The sequence below is a fragment of the Bacillus sp. SDLI1 genome (assembly GCF_001553895.1).
Classification (GTDB): domain Bacteria; phylum Bacillota; class Bacilli; order Bacillales; family Bacillaceae; genus Bacillus; species Bacillus siamensis.
This window is the reverse complement of sequence record NZ_CP013950.1, coordinates 2,581,928-2,604,572: the sequence shown is the minus strand read 5'-3', so window position 1 is coordinate 2,604,572 and position 22,645 is coordinate 2,581,928. Positions and strand designations below refer to the sequence as shown.

Annotated in this window: 18 protein-coding genes; 4 read left to right on the top strand and 14 right to left on the bottom strand. The window is 47.9% G+C overall.

What is annotated here, in order from left to right:
• Positions 1-19: 19 nt before the first annotated feature.
• The 4 genes from AUL54_RS12505 to spo0F form a co-directional block, all read right to left on the bottom strand.
• Positions 20-1,309, bottom strand: a complete 1,290-nt coding sequence (locus AUL54_RS12505; RefSeq protein ID WP_060964044.1) for a UDP-N-acetylglucosamine 1-carboxyvinyltransferase — start codon at positions 1,307-1,309, stop codon at positions 20-22.
• Positions 1,310-1,605: 296 nt separating this feature from the next.
• Positions 1,606-2,244 (bottom strand): fructose-6-phosphate aldolase, encoded by a 639-nt coding sequence (gene fsa, locus AUL54_RS12500; protein ID WP_016937619.1) that lies wholly within the window; start codon positions 2,242-2,244, stop codon positions 1,606-1,608.
• A gap of 118 nt (positions 2,245-2,362) precedes the next feature.
• Positions 2,363-3,220 carry a class II fructose-bisphosphate aldolase gene (locus AUL54_RS12495; protein WP_003151102.1) on the bottom strand — a complete coding sequence of 286 codons (858 nt, stop codon included), beginning with the start codon at positions 3,218-3,220 and terminating at the stop codon, positions 2,363-2,365.
• A gap of 174 nt (positions 3,221-3,394) precedes the next feature.
• Complete coding sequence (spo0F, locus tag AUL54_RS12490) at positions 3,395-3,769, bottom strand: sporulation initiation phosphotransferase Spo0F (protein WP_101605357.1); 375 nt, start codon at positions 3,767-3,769, stop codon at positions 3,395-3,397.
• A 164-nt stretch (positions 3,770-3,933) separates the two neighbouring features.
• Between spo0F and AUL54_RS12485 the strand changes: the two genes are divergently transcribed.
• Positions 3,934-4,455, top strand: coding sequence for a DUF2529 domain-containing protein (locus AUL54_RS12485; protein WP_060964042.1), 522 nt, complete (start codon positions 3,934-3,936; stop codon positions 4,453-4,455).
• 47 nt (positions 4,456-4,502) lie between these two features.
• Here the strand turns inward: AUL54_RS12485 and pyrG are convergent, their stop codons facing one another.
• The 3 genes from pyrG to AUL54_RS12470 all read right to left on the bottom strand — a co-directional run bounded on the left by pyrG (position 4,503) and on the right by AUL54_RS12470 (position 9,205).
• Positions 4,503-6,110: a glutamine hydrolyzing CTP synthase gene (gene pyrG / locus AUL54_RS12480; protein WP_060964041.1), complete on the bottom strand. Its 1,608-nt coding sequence runs from the start codon at positions 6,108-6,110 to the stop codon at positions 4,503-4,505.
• 240 nt (positions 6,111-6,350) lie between these two features.
• Positions 6,351-6,869: a DNA-directed RNA polymerase subunit delta gene (gene rpoE, locus AUL54_RS12475; protein ID WP_060964040.1), complete on the bottom strand. Its 519-nt coding sequence runs from the start codon at positions 6,867-6,869 to the stop codon at positions 6,351-6,353.
• Between the two features lie 227 nt (positions 6,870-7,096).
• On the bottom strand, positions 7,097-9,205 hold the full coding sequence (locus AUL54_RS12470) for a (Fe-S)-binding protein (protein ID WP_060964039.1): 2,109 nt from the start codon (positions 9,203-9,205) through the stop codon (positions 7,097-7,099).
• Positions 9,206-9,343: 138 nt separating this feature from the next.
• Here AUL54_RS12470 and cls (AUL54_RS12465) point away from each other — a divergent pair, with 138 nt between their 5' ends.
• From cls (AUL54_RS12465) to AUL54_RS12455, 3 genes are all read left to right on the top strand, one after another.
• A complete protein-coding gene (cls, locus tag AUL54_RS12465) occupies positions 9,344-10,543 on the top strand; it encodes a cardiolipin synthase (protein WP_060964038.1) in 1,200 nt (399 codons plus the stop codon).
• 12 nt (positions 10,544-10,555) lie between these two features.
• Positions 10,556-11,518, top strand: coding sequence for a UV DNA damage repair endonuclease UvsE (gene uvsE, locus AUL54_RS12460; protein ID WP_060964037.1), 963 nt, complete (start codon positions 10,556-10,558; stop codon positions 11,516-11,518).
• A gap of 68 nt (positions 11,519-11,586) precedes the next feature.
• Positions 11,587-11,859, top strand: coding sequence for a hypothetical protein (locus AUL54_RS12455; protein WP_007407620.1), 273 nt, complete (start codon positions 11,587-11,589; stop codon positions 11,857-11,859).
• A 68-nt stretch (positions 11,860-11,927) separates the two neighbouring features.
• On the opposite strand, the gene AUL54_RS12450 is transcribed toward AUL54_RS12455, so the two are convergent.
• The 7 genes from AUL54_RS12450 to AUL54_RS12420 all read right to left on the bottom strand — a co-directional run bounded on the left by AUL54_RS12450 (position 11,928) and on the right by AUL54_RS12420 (position 22,487).
• A complete protein-coding gene (locus AUL54_RS12450; protein ID WP_060964036.1) occupies positions 11,928-13,652 on the bottom strand; it encodes an ABC transporter ATP-binding protein in 1,725 nt (574 codons plus the stop codon).
• A gap of 80 nt (positions 13,653-13,732) precedes the next feature.
• Positions 13,733-15,235, bottom strand: a complete 1,503-nt coding sequence (gene cls / locus AUL54_RS12445; RefSeq protein WP_060964035.1) for a cardiolipin synthase — start codon at positions 15,233-15,235, stop codon at positions 13,733-13,735.
• Positions 15,236-15,329: 94 nt separating this feature from the next.
• On the bottom strand, positions 15,330-15,959 hold the full coding sequence (locus tag AUL54_RS12440) for a YitT family protein (RefSeq protein ID WP_060964034.1): 630 nt from the start codon (positions 15,957-15,959) through the stop codon (positions 15,330-15,332).
• Positions 15,960-16,096: 137 nt separating this feature from the next.
• Complete coding sequence (gene narI / locus AUL54_RS12435) at positions 16,097-16,768, bottom strand: respiratory nitrate reductase subunit gamma (protein ID WP_060964033.1); 672 nt, start codon at positions 16,766-16,768, stop codon at positions 16,097-16,099.
• Positions 16,765-17,322: a nitrate reductase molybdenum cofactor assembly chaperone gene (gene narJ / locus AUL54_RS12430; protein ID WP_060964032.1), complete on the bottom strand. Its 558-nt coding sequence runs from the start codon at positions 17,320-17,322 to the stop codon at positions 16,765-16,767. The genes narI and narJ overlap by 4 nt, the downstream gene beginning before the upstream one ends.
• A 25-nt stretch (positions 17,323-17,347) precedes the next feature.
• Positions 17,348-18,811: a nitrate reductase subunit beta gene (narH, locus tag AUL54_RS12425; RefSeq protein ID WP_060964031.1), complete on the bottom strand. Its 1,464-nt coding sequence runs from the start codon at positions 18,809-18,811 to the stop codon at positions 17,348-17,350.
• Positions 18,801-22,487 carry a nitrate reductase subunit alpha gene (locus AUL54_RS12420; RefSeq protein ID WP_060964030.1) on the bottom strand — a complete coding sequence of 1,229 codons (3,687 nt, stop codon included), beginning with the start codon at positions 22,485-22,487 and terminating at the stop codon, positions 18,801-18,803. The genes narH and AUL54_RS12420 overlap by 11 nt, the downstream gene beginning before the upstream one ends.
• Between the last annotated feature and the right edge of the window lie 158 nt (positions 22,488-22,645).

Sequence of the window (22,645 nt, the reverse complement as noted above, 5' to 3'; positions counted from 1 at the left end):
CTCTCAAAAGTCCGCATTTCTATGAATTTTGGAGCTGTTCTATCTCTTCGTCCGTCAGCCTCTGCCGCCAGATTGTGGCGCCCAGACCTTCGAGTTTTTTCTCAAGATTGCTGTAGCCGCGGTCCAAATGCTCAAGACCGGTAATTTCGGTTACGCCGTCGGCCATCAGCCCTGCTACGACCAGACAAGCGCCTGCACGCAGATCGCTCGCCTTTACTTTTGCGCCCTGCAGCTCGGCCGGACCGGTGATAATCGCCGACCTGCCTTCCACTTTCATGTTGGCTCCCATCCGTCTCAGCTCATCAATATGCTTAAATCTGGCCGAGTAGATGGTGTCAGTCACGACACTCGTGCCGCCCGCTCTCGTTAACAGAGACGTCATCGGCTGCTGAAGGTCAGTCGGGAATCCCGGGTAAACAAGCGTTTTCACGTCAACCGGTTTTATCTGCTTCTGCCCGCCGAGCATGAGAAGCTGGTCGTCACTCGTCTCGATGTGAAAACCCATTTCCCTGAGCTTTGACGTTAATGACTCCAGGTGAGTCGGTATGACATTATCAATAATGACTTCTTTCCCCATCGCGGCGCCGGCAATCATAAAGGTGCCCGCCTCAATTCTGTCCGGGATGATGGTGTGCCTGCATCCGTGCAGCTCTTTCACGCCGTCGATTCTGATCACATTGGTTCCCGCGCCTTTTATCTTTGCGCCCATGCTGGTGAGCAGTGTGGCAACATCAATAATCTCAGGTTCCTTGGCGGCGTTTTCTATCACGGTTTTTCCTTCAGCGAGCACAGCGGCAAGCATGATATTGATCGTCGCCCCGACGCTGACGACGTCTAAATAAATCCGTGCGCCTCTCAGCCTTTCGGCGCGCAGATAAATCGCGCCTTGTTCATTGGTGACTTCAGCCCCAAGCGCCTCAAACCCTTTTATATGCTGGTCAATCGGTCGAGGCCCGAGATGGCACCCGCCCGGCAGTCCGATGACCGCCTGTTTAAAGCGGCCGAGCATCGCGCCCATTAAATAATAAGAAGCGCGGAGCTTTTTCACTTTGCCGTTGGGAAGCGGCATGCTGATCATCGGTGAAGGATCCACGACCATTTCTCCTTTTTCAAAATGGACGTTTCCGCCGATTTCTTTCAGCAGGTCACGCAGCGTTTCAATATCTGAGATCTCCGGAAGCCCTTCGATCGTTACTTCGGAATTTGCCAGAATGGTTGCGGGTATCAATGCGACGGCGCTGTTTTTCGCACCGCTGATATGTACGGTTCCGTTTAACGGATCGCCGCCGGCAATATTCAACTTTTCCATGATAGTCTCCTTCCATAAGAAGATAGCTGCGGAGCATAAATAAAATGGCATTTTATTCTGTCTCTGCAAATAAAGCTCTTGTCCAAAATGTAGCCAATTCGAAGAGAAAGAATACAAGGACATTATAAAATAACAGGAAGAAAATAGCGAAGCTTTACGGGGCATTTTTAACACAGGATGCACAGAGACCCGCCGGGTTCACATTCCGGGGAACTTTGATATGAAGGCCCGCCGTCAAACAGGAAAACATAAGGGTGCGGCAAACGGATGCAACCGGTTTGCCGCCCATTACACCCTTATTTATTCCAGTCTGCCAAAAATTGCTCAATGCCTTTATCCGTTAACGGATGTTTTGTCAGCTGGTGAATGACTTTCAGCGGCATCGTACCGATATGTGCACCGCGCAAAGCCGCTTCAGTCACGTGCTGCGCATGACGGATGGAAGCTGCGATGATTTGTGTATCAATGTCATGAAGGTCAAAAATCTGTCTTACTTCTGAAATCAGGTCAAGGCCGTTATGGCCGATATCATCCAGGCGGCCTAAGAACGGAGATACATAAGTCGCTCCGGCTCTTGCGGCTAAAAGCGCCTGGTTGGCGCTGAAGATGAGCGTTACGTTTGTTTTTATGTTCAGGTCGCTCAGCGCTTTTACGGCTTTTAACCCTTCAGACGTCATCGGGATTTTCACCGTGATATTCGGCGCAATTTTCGCAAGTTCTTTACCTTCTTCAATCATTTCTTCAGCATTCAGGGAAATGACTTCTGCGCTTACTGATCCGCTCACGACTTCCGTAATCTCACGAAGTCTGTCATGGAAAGTCACGTCAGCTTCTTTTGCTACTAAACTAGGGTTTGTCGTCACTCCGGCGAGAACGCCAAGTTCATAAGCTTCTTTAATCTCGTCAATGTTTGCTGTATCAATGAAAAATAACATAAGGAAAGCCTCCCCAGTAATCAATTTTCAGAACTGTAAAACATGATTGCGCTTTCTAAAGGTAAGACATAAAACCGCCTGTCAATGCTGTCAGGCGGTTTATGGATGTTACACTGGATTAAGCTTGGTTTGAAGAACCGAACTCACGCATTTTGCCGATAACCGTTTCTTTGATCGCTTCACGAGCAGGTCCAAGATATTTACGAGGATCATATTCGTTCGGCTTAGCTGCCAATGTTTCGCGGACAGCTTTTGCAGAAGAAATTTGGTTTTCAGTGTTTACGTTGATTTTAGCCGTACCAAGTGAGATTGATTTTTTAATGTCGGCAGTCGGAATTCCTGTACCGCCGTGAAGTACTAACGGAAGGCCGGTTGATTTGCCGATGTCTTCCATTTCTTTGAAACCGAGGTTCGGTTCGCCTTTGTAAGGGCCGTGAACAGAACCTAATGCAGGTGCAAGGCAGTCGATGCCAGTACGCTCTACAAGTTCTTGACACTCTTTAGGGTCAGCATAGATTACGCCTTCAGCGATAACGTCATCTTCCTGTCCGCCGACAGTTCCGAGCTCAGCTTCAACTGAAACGCCGTGGAAATGAGCAAGCTCAACCACTTTAGCTGTAGTTGCTACGTTTTCCTCAAACGGATGGTGAGATGCGTCGATCATTACAGAAGTGAAGCCTGCATGAATCGCTTTCGCACAAGATTCAAAGCTTGAACCGTGGTCTAAGTGAATGGCAACAGGAACTGTCACTTTGTATTCTTCCATAAGAGCTTTAACCATGGCAACGACCGTTTTGAAGCCGCCCATGTAGCGTCCCGCGCCTTCTGAAACACCAAGAATAACCGGGGATTTTTCCTCTTCTGCTGCTTGTAAAATAGCTTGAGTGAACTCAAGGTTATTTAGGTTAAATTGTCCAACAGCATATCCTTTTTCTTTAGCTGTATTCAACATTTCCGTCATTGAAACTAAAGGCATGTCGAAAGTCCTCCTTATGTAGCCTGATTTGCTTTCTCGAAAAAAGCTTTCCACCCTATAGCATGACCATAAAAACCTGTCATATGTAAAACAACAGATCGCTTTTTCTCCATCTCTAGGATACCAACTTTTCGACAAATCGGCAACACAATGACATAATTGTTTCTAATTTTATTAATTCGATTTTAGAGGTAAATATTTTTTCACCGCGTCTCTGATCTCGTCAATGTCGAAAGGTTTGGCAAAATGAGTCAGCGCTCCGAGCTCTTTTGATTCCTTAATCATATCGAGTTCTCCGTAAGCGGTCATAATAATGACGCGGATGGAGTCGTCGATCATTTTCATGCGTTTGAGAATTTCGATTCCGTCCATGCCGGGGATTTTCATATCTAAAAGCACAAGATCGGGCCGTTCTTTTGTTACGATGTCCAGCGCCTGTATGCCGTTGGCGGCCTGAAACGTCTGGTACCCTTCTTTATGAAACACTTCATTGAGCAATATACGTATACCGTATTGGTCATCTACGATTAAAATCTTTTCATTCATCATTTTACACCCCAATATTATCATTTTCGTCAAAAGGAAGCAGTTGTTTATGTATTCTGTTTGATTTTCACATTTCCTTTAATTATAATAGTCTACTTTCCGACATTTTCTGAGCATTTTCTCTTTTGTTGTATACTGTTCTTGTAAGTGTAAAGGAGGTTTCACTCATGTTAAAGATCTTTACGACGCAGCTTGCAGGCATTTTTTCCCGCATTCAGGATAAGGAATCCGAAGCAATAGAAGACGGCGCGCGGCTGCTGGCTCAGGCTGCCGTCAGCGGCCATTCCATCTATTTATACGGCGCAAATGAGATGCAGGGCATTTTGTGCGAGGCGGAACTCGGCTCTGAACCGATGCCTTCGGTCAAGGCGTTTCCGGATACAGCTGATTCGATTACAGTAAGCGACAGGGTGCTGATGTTCTGTTCAGGCCCGGGTACGGCTGAAGAACAGGCGCTGGCAAAAAAGCTTTATGAAAAAGGGATCGGCCTCGTCTGCGTGTCCCCCGTCATTAAGGATCAAACCGGGATTGAGGCATTTTGTGATGTTCATATTGACAGCAAATTAAAAATGCCGCTTCTGCCCGATGAAGACGGAACAAGATACGGCTTTCCTTCATTAATGACAGGCCTGTATGTCTATCACGCACTGTCCTTTACATTAAAGGAAATGGTGCAGGAATATGACTGATGAAGAAAAAAGACTTGCCGCTTTTAACGGAGGCAAGTCTTTTTTTATTACTTCTGTTCGGCAGCTTGTACGGAAGCGCCGATAAAGTCTTTGAATAAAGGCTGAGGTCTTGTCGGTCTTGATTTGAACTCAGGGTGGAATTGGCAAGCGACATACCAAGGATGGTCTTTCAGCTCGATAATTTCCACAAGGCGGCCGTCAGGGCTTGTGCCTGAGAACACAAAACCGTTCTCTTCCATTTTCTGTCTGTATTCATTGTTGAATTCATAACGGTGGCGGTGGCGTTCGTATACCACTTCATCCGCATACGCTTCGAAAGCTTTCGTGTCTTCCTGAAGCTTACAAGGGTACAGTCCGAGACGAAGCGTTCCTCCAAGATCCTCGACATCTTTTTGTTCAGGAAGAAGGTCGATGATCGGATAAGGAGTGGACGGATCGATCTCCGCAGAGTGAGCCCCTTCCAGACCTAATACGTTTCGCGCATATTCAATGGATGCAATCTGCATACCGAGGCAGATGCCGAAGAACGGAATTTTATTTTCACGCGCGTACTTGGCGGCGATGATTTTCCCTTCTACACCGCGGTCTCCGAAACCGCCGGGCACGATGATTCCGTCTGTGCCTTCAGTGAGCTCTTGAATATTGCTTTCTGTCACTTCTTCGGCGTTAATCCATTTGATCTTCACATCAGCGTCAAACGCATAGCCCGCGTGGCGCAGTGATTCAACAACTGAAATGTAAGCGTCCTGAAGCTCGACGTATTTTCCGACGAGGCTGATTGTAATGGTTTTAGACAAGTTTTTCACTCTTTTGACAAGGTCTTTCCATTCCGTCATATCCGGATCTTTGCACTCTAATTTCATATGATCGCAGACAAGCTTATCGAGTCCCTGCTCCTGAAGGTTAAGCGGGATGGAGTAAAGGTTGTCCGCATCTTCACATTCAATAACCGCTTTCGTGTCAATATCGCAGAAGAGGGCGATTTTATCTTTCATATCTTGAGAAATCGGCATTTCTGTGCGCACGACGATGATATTAGGCTGAATGCCGAGGCTTCTCAGCTCTTTTACGCTGTGCTGCGTCGGTTTTGTTTTCAGCTCGCCCGCCGCTTTGATGTACGGAACAAGCGTACAGTGAATGTACATCACGTTTTCATGGCCGATGTCGCTTTTCATTTGACGGATGGCTTCAAGGAACGGAAGGGATTCGATATCTCCCACGGTTCCGCCGATCTCAGTAATGACTACATCTGCATTTGTTTCTTTGCCGGCGCGGTAAACACGGTCTTTCAGTTCATTTGTGATATGCGGAATGACCTGAACCGTTCCCCCGAGGTAGTCCCCGCGGCGTTCTTTCTTCAATACAGCAGAATAGATTTTACCGGTCGTCACGTTGCTGAATCTGTTCAGATTAATGTCAATGAAACGCTCGTAGTGCCCTAAGTCAAGATCAGTCTCGGCGCCGTCATCGGTTACGAACACCTCACCGTGCTGGTACGGGCTCATCGTTCCCGGGTCAACGTTGATATAAGGGTCAAATTTTTGGATGGTGACGCTCATGCCTCTGTTTTTCAACAGGCGGCCCAGTGATGCTGCCACAATTCCTTTTCCGAGTGAAGATACAACTCCCCCGGTTACAAAAATATACTTCGTCATTTCGTTTGCTCCTCTCTTCGGTCTGCGCTACATTCTTTAAAATGTGCCGTTTTATAAAAAATCATTTCACTAAAAACAAATGATGTTTAAAAGAATTTGGGAGATGAAAATAAGAAAGCTCCCTTTCAATTTCTTGAAAGGGAGCGTAGCACTCTTATGAATTCTCTTCTTTTTGAAGAGCCCAAAATACATACTACATAGTTCGACAATGAAAGTCAAGATCGTTTTGCTGCTATGAAATCAGCGTTTTTGATCCTCGTCTTCATCCTCATCTTCTTCAATCATATCCTCTTCGATCTCAAGATCGTCGTCATCTTCTTCATCGTCGATATCTTCGTCGTCAAAGCTGTCTGCTTCAAGGTCAAGATCTTCTTCAATTTCATCGAGATCGATGTCATCTTCATCAACTTCCTCGAATTCGTCAAGATCAAGATCTTCTTCAACGGCTTTTTTCGCTTTTTTCTTTTTCGCTTTTACAGTCGGCTGTGTTTCTTCGTCCAGCTGATCGTACGGATACCAGCTGCGAAGCCCCCAAGTCTGATCTGACAGAGCAATAAAGCGGCCGTCAATGTTGAGGTCGGTATAAAATTGGGCGATGCGGTCACCCAGTTCCTCTTTCTTAACACCGAGCAAGGAGGTAATTTCATTCAGCAGCTCCTGGAACGGAACCGGTTTTTTATGTTCTGAGAAAATTTCGTGAGCGATTTCAACTAAAGCCATCTGCTTCAGCTGTTCCTGAGAATATTGTTTGATACTCAAGGTCGGACACTCCCTTTCTATTACTTATATGTATCTGTTTCTATCCTATAATAAGAACGATTTTGTATTGTTTTGTTCATAAACCATACCTCTCATTATAAACAAATTAAAACAGAATATGCTACCCTTAACAGTGTAATTTAAGAAATTTTAGAGGCGTCCCTTCATAATTCGGCCGATGCGCGAAAACAAAGCCGCCGGCATATGCGCGGGCGGCCTGCTTCTCTCTATAAAGACTCTTGTTTTTCCGTACCGAATACAGACATGGCGAGTAATTCACTGACATCATAAGTGCCGATCGCGTCTTCGGCATCTTTCGCTTTTGTACCGTCACCGAGCATGGTCAGGCAGTAAGGGCAGCCGGAGCTGATGACCGTCGGGCTGACAGAAAGCGCCTGCTCAGTCCGGGCCGTGTTGATTCTCACTCCCGTTTCTTCTTCCATCCACATGAGGCCTCCCCCGGCGCCGCAGCACATTCCGTTTTCGCGGCTGCGCTCCATTTCTTTCAATTGAACGCCCGGGATGGCTTTTAAGATCGCTCTCGGCGGCTCATACACTTCATTGTATCTGCCTAAATAGCACGAGTCATGGAAGGTAATCGTTTCATTCACCGGATGAAGCGGTTTTAGTTTCCCCTGCGACACCAGCTCGGCTAATAATTCAGTATGATGATAGACTTCAGCCTGGAATCCGAAATCCGGATATTCATTTTTGAACATATTATAGGCGTGCGGATCAATCGTGACGATTTTTTTGATCCCGTGTTTTTCAAATTCGCCGATGTTGTGTTCCGCCAGCTCTTGGAACAGAAACTCGTTGCCTAAACGGCGCGGCGTATCGCCAGAGTTTTTTTCTTTATTGCCGAGTATCGCAAAGGATACGCCCGCTTCATTGAGCAGTTTTGCAAATGAGACGGCGATCTTTTGGCTTCTGTTGTCATAGGAACCCATTGAACCGACCCAAAACAAATAATCAAACTCTTTCTCTTGTTTTTTCATTTCTTTCACCGTTGGAATCTCTGTATCCGTCTGCTCCCGCCAGTTTTCCCGCTCTTTCCGGTTTAAGCCCCACGGGTTTCCCTGTCTTTCAATGCTTGTCATGGCCCGCTGCGCGTCGCTGTCCATCTTCCCTTCCGTAAGCACAAGATAGCGGCGCAGATCGATAATTTTATCAACGTGTTCATTCATGACCGGACATTGATCTTCACAGTTGCGGCATGTGGTGCACGCCCAGATTTCCTCCTCCGTAATGACCTCGCCGATTAAGCTCGGGTTGTAGTCAATGGCTGCCGCCGCTTCACGCGAGCCTCCCCCTGAGGAAGCCGCGGCGAGCTGATTCGCCTTCGTATGCTGAAAAACGGGCGCGGGCACCCACGGAGATTTTGATGTCACGGCAGCTCCCTTTTCCGTCAGGTGGTCTCTCAGCTTTAAGATGAGATCCATCGGTGAAAGCATTTTGCCCGTACCGGAAGCAGGACACATATTTGTACAGCGGCCGCATTCGACGCAGGCGTAAAGATCGACAAGCTGGGAGCGGCGGAAGTCTTCAATCTTTCCGGCACCGTAGCTTTCTTTCGTTTCATCGGTGAAATCAATTTTTTCCAGTTTTCCTTTTGAATTCAGCCTGGTGAGGAACACATTTGCCGGACCCGCAATTAAGTGTGCATGCTTTGATTGCGGCACGTACACTAAAAAGCTGAGCAAAAACAACAGATGAAGCCACCATGAAACATAAAACACGGCGGCTGCGGCCGGTGCTGAAAGACCGCCGAGCACAAACGCAATGGAGGAAGCGATCGGCTCCGTCCAGGACAAAGAATGATCGTGCCATAAAAGGTTCATGGCGTTCCCGAGAAGCACCGTCACCATCAGTCCTCCGATGAACAGCAGGACAAGCCCCGCTTTAAACCCGCGTTTCAGTCTGACGAGTTTTTCAATGTAGCGCCGGTAAAACGCCCAAACCACGGCAATTAAAATAAGAAACGTGACGATTTCCTGAAAAAAGGTAAACGCCGGATAAAGCGGGCCGAACGGCAAATGCCGATCGGGAAGCAGCCCTTTCAGAATAAAATCAATTGCGCCGAACTGAACGAGTATAAATCCGTAAAAAAACAGAACGTGGATGATTCCGCTTTTTTTATCTTTCAGCAATTTTTTCTGTCCGAACACATTCACCCATATCTTTTGCAGACGTTCTTTCAGGCGTTTATCAAATTCTTCCCTTTGGCCGAGCTTAATATAAGCGATCCTCGTTCTGATCAGGTAAACGAATAAATAAACGGCGTAAGCGGTTACAGCTAAGAACAGCAGCGCGTTTACCATGAGAAAAGCGTTCATCTTGTCTCCCCCTTTGTTCTGATTCCCCTCTTCATTGTCATATCTTTACTTTATCATAAATAATGAATGAGTGTTCAGTCAATGGTTAAATTCGCATTCTCAGGGCACACTATGGATACTTAGGAAAGGAGTGTCGATATGAAGATCTTTGTTGTATTGCTTGTCATTTTTATCATATTAATCGCACTTATGCTGCTTGATATGCTGCTTGGCCGGGCGGCGTACAAAAAACAGGCGTATGAGCCCGTTTTTGATCCGAAAAAGAGTGATATCAGACTCATTCACTGCGGCGGCGAGCTGGTGCAGCAAATGACGGCCGATATCCGCCAAGCCGTCTCTTCTATTCATATGATGTTTTTTATTATGAAGAACGACCAAGTCTGCCATGATATGTTTCATTTATTGAAAGAAAAGGCGCAGGCCGGCGTCTCCGTATATCTGCTGCTTGATTGGGCGGGCAGCCGCCAAGTGAAAAAGCCTTCTATTCAAACGATGGAAAAAGCCGGCGTTCACGTTCATTTTCTGAACAAACCCGGATTTCCGTTTCTTTTTTTCAAGCTGCAAAAACGGAATCACCGGAAAATAACCGTCATTGACGGCAAAATCGGCTATGTAGGCGGATTCAACATCGCGGAAGAGTATCTCGGCAAAAAAGCGAAGTTCGGAAACTGGGAGGATTATCATCTGCGGATGACCGGCGAAGGCACGGCGGATCTCCAGACTCTTTTTTTAAGCGACCTGAAACGAAACACCGGAAAAACACCCGAGTCACCCGAGGTTTATCCGCCGTTGCCGGAAGGGAATATCTCTCATAGGACATATGCGTCGGACGGTTTTTCGCTTGAATCGCATTATGAAACCTGCATCCTTAAAGCAGAAAAAAACATCGTGATCGGCACGCCTTATTATGTACCGAGCAAAAGGCTTCAGGCAGCGCTTATTGCAGCCTGCCGAAAAGGCGTCAAAGTCACTTTGATCGTGCCGATGAAGTCAGACCATCCGCTCGTTCGGGAAACGGCGTTTACCTATTATCCCGAGCTTTTGAAAGCCGGCTGTCTCATCTACCGGTATTATCAAGGCTTTTATCACGTCAAAGCCTTCATTATAGACGACCGCATCAGCATTATCGGTACGCCGAATTTTGATAAACGGAGCCTGTTCTTGAATGAAGAAGTGAATGTCATCATTAATGATGAGGCCTTTACGGAAGAAGTGCTCTCAACCATAAAGCAGGACATCGAAAAATCCGAGCTTCTCACATTAGAAAAAGTGAAACAGCGCTCCGTCAGACAGCTTCCTGCAGCATGGCTGGGAAAAGCCATATCTTATTTTTTATAAAGGAGAAACCATATGCTGTTCAGATTCGGTTTCGTTTCAAACGCCATGTGCCTTTGGGACGCATCCCCCGCCAAAACCTTAACATATGCGCGCTATACAAAACTTTCACCCGGCGAGCGGAAAGAGGCCCTGCTTTCTGTGACGAAAGCAAATCTTACCAATACGCTGCGCACCCTCCACTATGCGGTCGGACACGGCATCCCTTTGTACAGGTTCTCAAGCTCGATTGTGCCGCTCGCCACGCACCCGGATGTACTGTGGGATTTTGTCACGCCGTTTCGCCAGGAGTTCCGTGAGATCGGCGGGCTGGTCAGAAAATATGATCTCAGAACGAGCTTTCACCCGAACCAATTCACCCTTTTCACAAGCCCGAAGCGGGAAATTACCGCTAATGCGGTCAAGGATATGGCCTATCATTATGACATGCTGGACGCCATGGGCATCGCGGACCGCTCCGTCATTAACATTCATATCGGAGGCGCTTATGGCGACAAACAAAGCGCGCTTGACCGTTTCGGCATGAATCTGAAAGAACTCCCCGATGTCATCAAACAGCGGATGACTTTGGAAAACGATGATAAAACGTATACATCTGAAGAAACACTCAGTGTATGTGAACAAGAGGGCATTCCGTTTGTGTTTGATTATCATCATTTTTACGCCAATCCGACCGATGACGCTGATTTAGATGACATTCTCCCGCGGATGATGAAAACGTGGCAGCGGATCGGCTTAAAGCCGAAGGTCCACCTCTCCTCGCCAAAATCAGAAAAAGCCGTACGCAGTCATGCGGACTATGTGGATGCGAATTTTATTCTGCCGGTGCTGGAGCGGTTCAGACAATGGGAGACGGACATCGACTTTATGATTGAAGCGAAAGAGAAAGACCGAGCGCTGCTTCGGCTCGTCGAAGAATTAAGCGCTATCCGCGGAGTCAAACGTCTGGCGGGCGGCGTGCTGAGGTGGAAAGCATAACCAGGTTTATCACCGGTTTATATGGGGAATGTCCGAAATAACATATCATCAGACGGAGGAGAATACATATGAAAAATATAACATCTTTGAAAATAGCCGCTAAAAAGTTCACTTTACGAAACATGCTTCAGCTTTATCAGCTTTGCCACACGGGAGGCCACGAGCTGTATATCTACTCTAAAAAAACGATGTGCAAAATCAAAGACATCATCGAACTGGAAACGTTCAGAATGGCGCATAAAGAACAAGAATATTTAATTGTAGTGGAAGGAAAGAAAGCGGTGCAGCTCATTGACCGTTTCAAACATATCATCGAACCTGCGCAAAAAGAAGCCCATTAAATACGGACTACATAAGAAAGGATAGACAGGAGGCGCCTCGGCCCCCGTTCGTCTATCCTTTTTCTATATTAATGAATCAGTTCGCCGAATTGCGCCTGATGGAGTCTTTGGTACATGCCGCCGGATGCCAGCAGTTCCTTGTGGTGTCCTTGTTCGGCGATGCCTTCTTTCGTGACGACGACGATCCGGTCCGCATCCTTAACCGTAGCCAGCCGATGGGCGATCACAAGTGTCGTGCGGCCTTCAGAAAGTTTCTGCAGAGACTTTTGAATGGCAGCTTCCGTCTCTGTATCGAGAGCCGATGTAGCCTCATCCAAAATTAAGATCGGCGGGTTTTTCAAAAACATTCTGGCGATGGAAAGCCGCTGCTTCTGTCCGCCTGACAGCTTCACTCCGCGTTCGCCGATCACCGTATCTAAACCGGCAGGATACCCGTTTACCAAATCCTCTAAATGCGCCTGGCGGACGGCCTGCCAGATTTCTTCCTCGGACGCGTCCAGCCGGCCGTAAGCAATGTTCTCCCGCAATGTGCCGGAAAACAGAAAAACATCCTGCTGGACGACGCCGATTTGTCCGCGCAGAGATGACAGCGTCATGTCTTTAATATCAATTCCGTCTATGGATATCGCGCCTTCAGACGGTTCATAAAAACGCGGCAGCAGACTTGTCAGCGTTGATTTCCCCGCTCCCGAAGGCCCGACAAATGCGACCGTCTCCCCCGCTTGAATGGACAAATTAATGCCGGACAGCACCGGATTGTTTTCTTCATAGCCGAATGACACATGATCATAGCGGATATTCCCTTTTAAACCGGACACATGTTTCGCATTCGGGGCATCCTTGATGTCAGGCTCCGTTTCCAGGATTTCCATAAAGCTTTTAAAACCGGCAATGCCTCGCGGGTACATTTCAATAATCGCGTTGATTTTATCAATCGGACGGAAGAGAACGTTCGTCAGCAGCACGAAAGCGACGAATTCCCCGTAGGATAATGATCCGCGGATGACAAACCATGTGCCGCACAACAGGACGAACAGCGTGACGAATCTTGTCAGCATGTAACTGATTGAGCCGTTTTTCGCCATGATTTTATATGACGTCAGTTTTGTTTTGCGGAACCGCTGATTGTTCACGTCAAACCGCTGCTGTTCAAACGCTTCATTACTGAAAGCCTGGACAAGGCGGATGCCGCCGATATTGTTTTCGACCCTCGCGCTGAAATCCCCGACGTCTTTGTTCAGTTTTGTAAATGCAGAGGTCATTTTTTTATTGAAATACAGAGCGAGCCAAATGACGACCGGCATGATGATAAAGGTCAACAGCGCGAGCTGCCAGTTAATGAACAGCATGACGCCGAACGCGCCCAAAATCGTCATGATGGCGATAAACAGATCTTCGGGCCCGTGGTGGGCGGTTTCTCCGATATACATCAAATCATTGGTGAGCTTGGACATTAAACTGCCCGTTTTGTTGTTATCGTAAAATTTGAAGGAAAGCTTTTGCAGATGGTCAAAAAGCTTTTTCCGCATATCGGTTTCAATGTTAATGCCGAGCATATGGCCCCAATACGTCACAACATACTGAAGTGCCGAGCTGAGGGCGTAGACCCCGAATAAAGCAGCGGAAGTCAAAATAATCAGACTCCAATCCCGGCCCGGGAGCAATGTATCGATAAAGTAATTGACAATCAGAGGAAAACTCAGCTCCATCAATCCGCCGGCAATGGCAGAAAAGAAGTCGAGAAAAAACAGCTTTTTGTACGGTTTATAGTAAGAAAAAAATTGTCGCAGCACGATTCCGTCCTCCTTGTGCCTCGTTCTTAATGATAATATTTCTCAATTATACTATACACAAGGCGTTTTTAAAGCGCTTTTTATAAAACGCCTGAAAATAACCGTGCAAAGGATTCCTTCGTTCTTTCCCATAATGTGCGCTTATAGAAACGGACGGGGCTGATCTTCTCAGATTCCTTCATATCTTCCAGATAATGTGCTTCAAGATCTTTGATCGCAGCCTGATCTGTAAAAAAGACATTGACTTCAAAGTTCAGCTGAAAGCTTCTCATGTCCATATTCGCCGTCCCGACAGAAGCGAGGTTTCCGTCAGTGATGAGCACCTTTTGATGCATAAAGCCTTTTTGATAGGAATAGACTTCGATTCCTTCGCGAAGAAGCTCGGGGAAATACGATCTCGTCGCGTACTGGGTTAAAAACCCGTCATTGGTTTCCGGCACCATAACACGCACCTCTACGCCTCTGGCAGCTGCCTCCTTTAACGCTGTGCGGATCGGCTCATTCGGCACGAAATAAGGCGTCGCAATCCATACAGACGATTCGGCTGCCGCAATCATGGCATAATACAGATCGCTCATCCTCTCCTTCATATCAGGGCCTGTCGGAACGACTTGATAGATGCCGCCGCTTTCTGCAGGGACCGGGCGGCTGTATGCTTTCTGATCAATAAGCACCTCATCCGAAACGTATTCCCAATCAAGCATAAAAATGCTGTGGAGCGTCTGAACAATCTCTCCTTCGACTTTCATATGGGTGTCACGCCAAAAACCGACATTACGGTCTTTGCTGATATATTCCTTGCCGACATTCAGCCCGCCGACAAAACCGGTTTTCCCGTCAACGATCACGATCTTGCGGTGATTTCGGAAGTTGAATTTCTGGTTGAAAAAGCCGTATTTCAGCGGCAGAAACGGGACGATATTCACGCCCGCATGTTTCAGTTTTTTAATGTCTTTTCCGGCCAGCTTCAAGCTGCCGGCCGCGTCGAACAAAAACCGCACTTCCACGCCTTCACGGGCTTTTTCCATCATAATCTCCATCATCTTGTGCCCGAGCATGTCTGATTTGAACATGTAATATTCAATATGTATAAATGACGTTGCCGCCCGAAGCGCCTCAAACAGCTCAGGGAATGTTTCATCCCCGTTTTTGAGCACCGTCAGCCTGCTTTTTGTATTGATATTCATATGGGCCGCTTTGATTGAATACTGAAAGAAACGTTTTTGATTTCCTTTCAATCCGGACAAGTCAGGAGTTTGCTCCATATCAAATATCGTCCTCAGCTTTTCCCGGTTATATGTCCGTTTCGACCTGAACAGCTTGCCTTTTTCATAAAGCTGGCCGGAAAAAAGGTAAAATAAGTACCCGGCGATCGGAAAAAACACAAGAATGTGAATCCATAACAGCGTATGCTGCGAGGTGCGGTTTTCAAGAATTAACGAATAGATGCTGAACAAAATAATACTTGCATAGCAAAGCAATCCGCCGTAAAACTCAAGCCTGGAGACCGGAAAAAACCATATGACATATGCTCCGATAAGCATCATATATAAAAAGCAAAATTCCAGTCTCCTTTTCAGCATCCCGACTCTCCCCCATCTGATCCGATATCTCTGTATACCCTCTGTTTTCCGGCCTGTAAACATATGAAAAGCCTCTCCGAACGAGCGGAAAGGCTTACGATGAGGCTTCCTGTGATTGCCCCGGCGTGAGGTTATGAAGCAAAACCGGCTTGAGGGAGCTGCTGTTTTTGATTTTATTTTTAAAAATGCCGATGATCAGGCCCGTGACCGCAATCGACACTAAGGAGAAGATTCCTCTTTGCAATCCGACGGAAAAAATGCCGGCCAGCACTACGCCAAAATCGAAAAGGAAATTAACCGCACCCGGATTCCATCCGCAGCGCTTTTGCAGAAATAAAGCGAGGATATTGGCGCCGCCGAGCGATGCCTGATGGTAAAACATGAGCGACAGGCCGAACCCGATCAGCGATCCGCCGCAAATCGCCCCGGCAAGCGGTGAAACAGAGAACGGCGGCAGCCAGTGATCTGCGCCTGTAAACATAGTCAGCACTGTGACTGCAAAAACGGTAGATAGAGTGAATTTGATGCCCATTCTGATGAGGGAAAATATATAAAACGGGATATTAATCAGAAAGAAGATAACGGCAAACGAGGATGGAAACAAATATGACAGGCTTAGTGACAGTCCGGCCGTGCCGCCGGTTAATATATGAGAATGTCTGAGTGTCAGGACGCCGGCGCTGGTGATGAGACAAGCAGCTACAATGAAGAAAACCCGCTTCATTCTTCACTCTCCTTTTGTTCATGTATTTCACATCAAACATAACAGGAATCCCGGCCGCCCAGCCATTACATTGGCAGAAAATATCTTATATTTTTATTTTTTTCACCATAAAAATCCCCCTCTTGGAAAGGGGATTTTCATGAGCGTTTCCGATAAACAACATAGCTGCGGGTCAAATACTTGAGCGGCAGGCTGAACACGTGAACCAATCTTGTAAACGGCCAGAGGATAAAAACAACATACCCGATGATGATATGAAACTTAAACCATAGCGGGACACTCTCCATCAAAGAAGCGTCAGGCCGGAACAAAACGATTTCCCTGAACCACGGCCCGACTGTCGCTCTGTAATCAAAGCCTTTCGAATCAATGTTGAGAAACGTGGCCGCAACGCCCGACAGCATCATAAACAGCAGCAGGATGAGCGTAAGGATATCCGATGGCGAGCTGGTTTTGCGGATTCTTTTGTCAAACAGCCTTCTGTACGTCAGGATCACGAGTCCGGTACACGCCGCAATCCCCGCCGGCAAGCCAGCGCCGATCGCTATTTTGTGATACATATGCTCTGAAATGCCGATGGAAGCGTACACGGCTTCCGGGATCAAAATTCCCATGACATGTCCGCCGACAACGCACACGAGGCCCCAATGAAAAAGTGTGCTGCCAGCCGCGAGTTTTTTCTTTTCTAACAGCTCGCTTGATTTCGCCGTCCAGCCAAACTGGTCATGCTGATAGCGGTAAATATGCCCGCCGATAAAGATCGTCAATACAATGTACGGCATAATCCCCCACAGGACCCGCTCGCTCATGCCTGAACAGTCCCTTCTTCAATGCTTTCCCGCACGCCGAGAATGTCCAGCGCGGCCAGCAGGGCATGCAAGAGCCCGGCGTATATGCTGTCATTTTTTTCGAGTCGGGATGCCAGCTCTCTCACATTGGACAGATATTTCTCAAACACGCTTCTCGCCGCTTCAGTCTCCGCAGCCGCCGCAAATTCCAGCATCAGCGGCAGGTAATCAGGCAGTTCTTTCTCTGTCGGCAGGAAACCGGATTGCTGGTAGGTGTTTTTTAAATGCAGCAATTCAATGCCGCGTTCCCTTTGTTCGCCTGAGTTAAAGTAGGTGACGTACATATTCGTTTTTTTCCCGAAATCGAACGTATAGACATAGTGTTCAATCAGCGCTTCCGGAGAAAATCCGGCTGCCGCCTCCAAAAAGTGCAGCAGCTTCTCCCTGATTTTCCGGCTGCTGATTTCAAGAATAAGAGACTTCCAATCAGGAAGCTCGGCTCTCCATTCTTCATCAGGATAAGAGAGAAGACAGGAAAGAGCAGAAAACGTAATTTGCCGGTCCATGGTGTTCATCTTGTTCCACCTCATTTATCAAAAGTTAGAAACAAGAGCCTGGGCCGCCTGAAAATGATAAGCCGCAGCTCCCTTGTTCAGCGTATAAATCAGACACTTCTTCCCGATGGCTGCTTGGAATCACAAAGCGGTCATCATATTTGGCGATCGCCAGCAGCCGGTACATGTCTTTAATTTGCTGTTCTGTTAAGCCGACACTGGAGATCAGTGCCGGGTCGATGGATTTATTCGTCTGGACCGCTCTCATATATTGGCGCATAACAGACATTTTCTTTAACGTGGACCGAATATGATCCGTATCACCAGCCGTTAATAGCTGCGCCAAATAGTCAATCGGAATTCTCATTTGGTCGATAGCCGGGAAAATAGCTTCCGCGGATTGCCCGCTTCCTTTTCCTTCAAAGAGATTCATAATCGGGCTCAGCGGCGGAATGTACCAAACCATCGGCAGGGTGCGGTACTCAGGGTGAAGCGGCAGCGCAATCTTCCAGTCGATGATCATTTTGTAGATCGGCGATTGCTGCGCCGCCTCTATCCATTCAGCCGGGATGCCTTGTTCTTTTGCCTGTTTGGCAACCTCGGGATCATTCGGATCGAGAAAAACGTCTAATTGGGAATGATAGAGATCCTTTTCATTTTCAACAGATGCTGCTTCCTCCACTTTGTCCGCGTCATACAGCATGACACCGAGATAGCGGATTCTGCCGACACACGTCTCCGAGCAGATGGTCGGCAGCCCCGCCTCCAAGCGCGGAAAGCAAAGTGTGCATTTTTCCGCTTTGTTCGTTTGCCAGTTAAAATAGACTTTTTTATAAGGGCAGGATGACACGCAATATCTCCATGAACGGCACGCGTTTTGATCCACAAGCACAATGCCGTCTTCTTCGCGTTTGTACATGGCGCCGGATGGGCAGGATGACACGCATGCCGGATTGATGCAGTGTTCGCAAATACGCGGCAGGTACATCATAAAGACCTCATCGAACTCCGTTTTGATCGATTCCTCCATTTTTTGAACGTTTGGATCTTCAAGCCCTGTAATATGGCCGCCGGCGAGATCATCCTCCCAGTTCGGGCCCCACTCAATATTCATGAAATCCCCCGTCAGGGACGATTTCGGCCGTGCCACAGGCTGGTGTTTTTTCTGCGGACTGTTCGTTAATGTTTCATAATCATAGTTCCAAGGTTCATAGTAATCATCAATTGACGGCTGATTCGGATTATAGAAAAGGCCTGCAAGCCGGTTTGTTTTCGGGCCGGATTTCAGTTCAAGCTTCCCTTTTTTCAATGTCCAGCCGCCTTTATATTTGTCCTGGTCCTCCCATTGCTTCGGGTAGCCGATACCCGGCTTTGTTTCTACATTATTGAAGTACATATATTCCGCACCGGAACGGTTTGTCCACGTGTTTTTGCAGGTGACGCTGCACGTGTGGCAGCCGATGCATTTATCCAAGTTCATGACCATCCCTATTTGCGCTTTAATCTTCAAGCCAATCGACCTCCTTCAGCTTGCGGATGACGACATTCAGGTCGCGCTGGTTCCCCGTCGGGCCGTAATAATTAAAGCCGTAGCTGAGCTGGGCATAGCCCCCGATCATCTGTGTCGGCTTAACGTGAATCCTTGTCGGGCTGTTATGGGTGCCGCCGCGGTTATTTGTCAGTTTTGTGCCGGGCACGTTGATATGGCGGTCCTGGGCATGGTGCATAAACGCCATTCCTTTAGGAATCCGGTGAGACAAAACCGCCCTCGCCACGACAACGCCGTTTCGGTTAAAGCATTCAATCCAATCGTTGTCTTTGATATCCGTATCCGCGGCGTCATCTTTATTCATCCACACGGTCGGCCCGCCGCGGAACAGTGTCAGCATCGGCAGGGAATCAAAATACATGCTGTGGACGGACCATTTATTATGCGGCGTCAAATAATTAAGAACGATTTCTTTGCCCTCTTGATCAGGCCTTTTGCTTAGGAACGGGCGATGCTGGAGGATCGGTTTAAATGTCGCCATCGTTTCACCGAATTCCATCATCAGTTCATGATCGACATAATAAGATTGTCTGCCGGTCAGAGTCCGCCACGGAATTAATTTTTCTACGTTTGTCGTAAACGGCGAGTACCTGCGTCCCCCTTTTTCTGAGCCGGTAAAGGCCGGAGACGTGATAACCGTTTTTGGCTGGGCTGTAATTTGTTCGAACGTAAAGCATTCTTCCTCCCGTTCTTCCGCCAGGTCTTTCAGCTCCAGATTGGTGATGTTTTCAAGTGATTCCCATGCTTTCACGGCGACTTTTCCATTGGAGGTGGACGACAGGGTTAAAATCGCTTCCGCCGCCTGCTTCGCTTCACTTATATTCGGACATCCCTTTGCGACGCTGTCCGAGGTGATTTCTCCAAGTCTCTTTTTGAGTGATTCATATTCATCGGCTATCGACCAGCTCATCCCTTTTGTGCCGCTCGGTTTTAAACCGGTGTAAGGTCCGAGCGCGGTCATTTTATGAAAGATGTGCTTGTAATCCCGTTCAACGACTTGGATGTTCGGCATCGTTTTTCCCGGAATGGCTTCACATTCGCCCCTGCTCCAGTCATTGATTTTGCCGAACGGCTGGGCCAGCTCCTGCATCGTGTCGTGGAGAAGCGGCGTTGCAACCACTTCTTTCACCGGCTCCATCTCGACTTCTTCCGCCAGATCGGAAACGGCTTTTGACAGGGCCTTGAAAATATCCCAGTCTGATCTCGATTCCCACGGAGCTGAGATGGCCGGAGCAAATGGATGGATGAACGGGTGCATATCCGTGCTGCTGAGATCGTGTTTTTCATACCATGTCGCCGCCGGCAGCACGATATCGGAATACAGCGCCGTACCCGCCATTCGAAAATCAAGGTTGATTAACAAGTCGAGCTTGCCTTCCGGCGCCTGCTCCCGCCATTTGATTTCTTCAGGGCGGATGCTGTCGCTGTCGTCATTCATCAAACCGTTCGTCGTTCCCAGCAAATGCTTGAGAAAATATTCATGCCCTTTTCCTGAGCTTGAGATCAGATTGGCCCGCCATACGAAGAGATTCCTTGGGAAATTGGCTTCATTGTCTGGATCTTCAATCGCGAATTTCAGCTTTTTGTCCTGAAGCTGTGAGGCTACATACGCACCAACGTCTTCAGGCGTCGCCGCCCCCGCTTTTTCAGCTTCTTTGTACAGGTCAATGCCGCTTTTATCGAAAGTCGGGTAGGACGGCAGCCACCCTAATCGCGCCGCCAGCACATTGTAATCGGCGTGATGCTTGTAGCGGGATGACCCGGCGATCGGTGAAGCCAAGTCACTGATCGGCTGGTCTTCATAACGCCACTGGTCTGTCGCAAAGTAAAAAAATGAGGTGCCGTTTTGCAGCTTAGGCACGCCTTCCCAGTCCTTTGCATTTGCGATCGTCTGCCACCCTTCGGCAGGACGGAGCTTTTCCTGACCGACATAATGAGCCCAGCCTCCGCCGTTTACGCCTTGGGCGCCTACGAGTAAAACAAGATTTAACACCGCGCGGTAGATTGTGTCGGAATTGAACCAGTGGTTAATCCCCGCTCCGACGATAATCATGGATCTGCCGTCAGTATCAATCGCATTTTGAGCAAACTCTCTCGCAATCTGAATGACGGCCTCTTTTTTGATTCCCGTCATCTGTTCCTGCCAGCCAGGTGTAAACGGACGAGGATCATCATAAGAGACAGCTGATTGCTGACCGATGCCCCGGTTCACGCCGTAATTGGCCAATATCAAGTCAAACACGGTCGTGACACATACCTCTTCGCCGTTCAGATCCAGTTTTTTAATAGGAAGATCCCGCTTGAGCACTTCGTTTCCGTCATTTGAAAAATACGGAATGCGCACCGAGCCGATTTCGTCCTCCATTCCAAGCACAGAGAGACGGGGCTCGATCTGTTCCCCGGTGTCTTCATCGATCATGTGCAGGTTCCATTTCTGCTGCCCGTCCCAGCGGGAGCCCATTGTTCCTTGCGGTATGGCAAGAGCGCCTGTCTGTTCATTCCAGACTGCAGGCTTCCATTGATCATGCTTTGTCTGCCGCCCTATGTCCTTCGCATGCAGAAACCGGCCCGCTGTGTATACGCCGTTTTCTTTTGACAGAGTGACGAGGAATGGAAAATCCGTGTATTGCTTCGCATACTTGATAAACCGCTCCGTCTCTTGATTCACGTAAAATTCCTGCAAAATGACATGCCCCATAGCCATCGCAAGCGCCCCGTCAGTCCCTTGGCGGATACTGAGCCAGTCATCGGCGAACTTTGAGGATTCCGCAAAATCCGGACTGATCGAAATGACCTTAGCGCCTTTATAGCGGGCTTCCGCCAAAAAATGTGCGTCAGGCGTTCTCGTTAACGGAACGTTTGAACCCCATGTGATGATATAGCCGGAATTGTACCAATCACTGCTTTCCGGAACGTCCGTCTGGTCGCCCCAAATTTGCGGGGACGCCGGCGGAAGATCCGCATACCAGTCATAGAAACTGAGCATAGGGCCGCCGATTAAAGACATGAATCGCGAACCTGATGCGTAGCTGATCATGGACATCGCCGGAATCGGTGAAAAGCCGACATTCCGATCAGGCCCGTATTTCATGACTGTATACAGCAGAGAGGCTGAAATCAGCTTCAGCACCTCGGACCATTCAGCGCGCACAAACCCGCCTTTTCCTCTTGCCTGTTTATAGGACTTCGCTTTTTCAGGATTTTCAACGATTGATTTCCAAGCATCAAGCGGATTTTGATGCGCCTGCAGTGCTTCCCGCCACAAATTGATCAGCACACCGCGCACGTACGGATATTTCACACGGAGCGGGCTGTAGATGTACCACGAAAAACTGGCGCCCCGCGGACAGCCTCTCGGTTCGAAATCAGGCATATCCGGGCCTGTTGATGGATAATTCAAGTTTTGCCCTTCCCACGTGACAATTCCGTTTTTCACATAAATGTTCCAGCTGCAAGACCCTGTGCAGTTAACACCGTGGGTGGAGCGAACGACTTTGTCGTGCTGCCATCTGTTTCTGTATACATTCTCCCAATCGCGATCTTCGCGGGTGGTTTGGCTATGTTTATTTGAATGGTGTTCGATAGGAGAGAAATAATTCAATCTCCTAAACAACGGACTCATTTTCTTTTTCTTCATGAAAGTTCACTCCTTCCGAGTCAGGTGATGCTAAGTTCACTATAAACAGAGACAGCGTATTTTCTTGTGAACTATGTCACACACTCTGCTTTTTTCACAAAATATTCACATAAAGGAGAAGGAAGGACTTTCACAGATGAGAAGGCTGCGTTCATTCA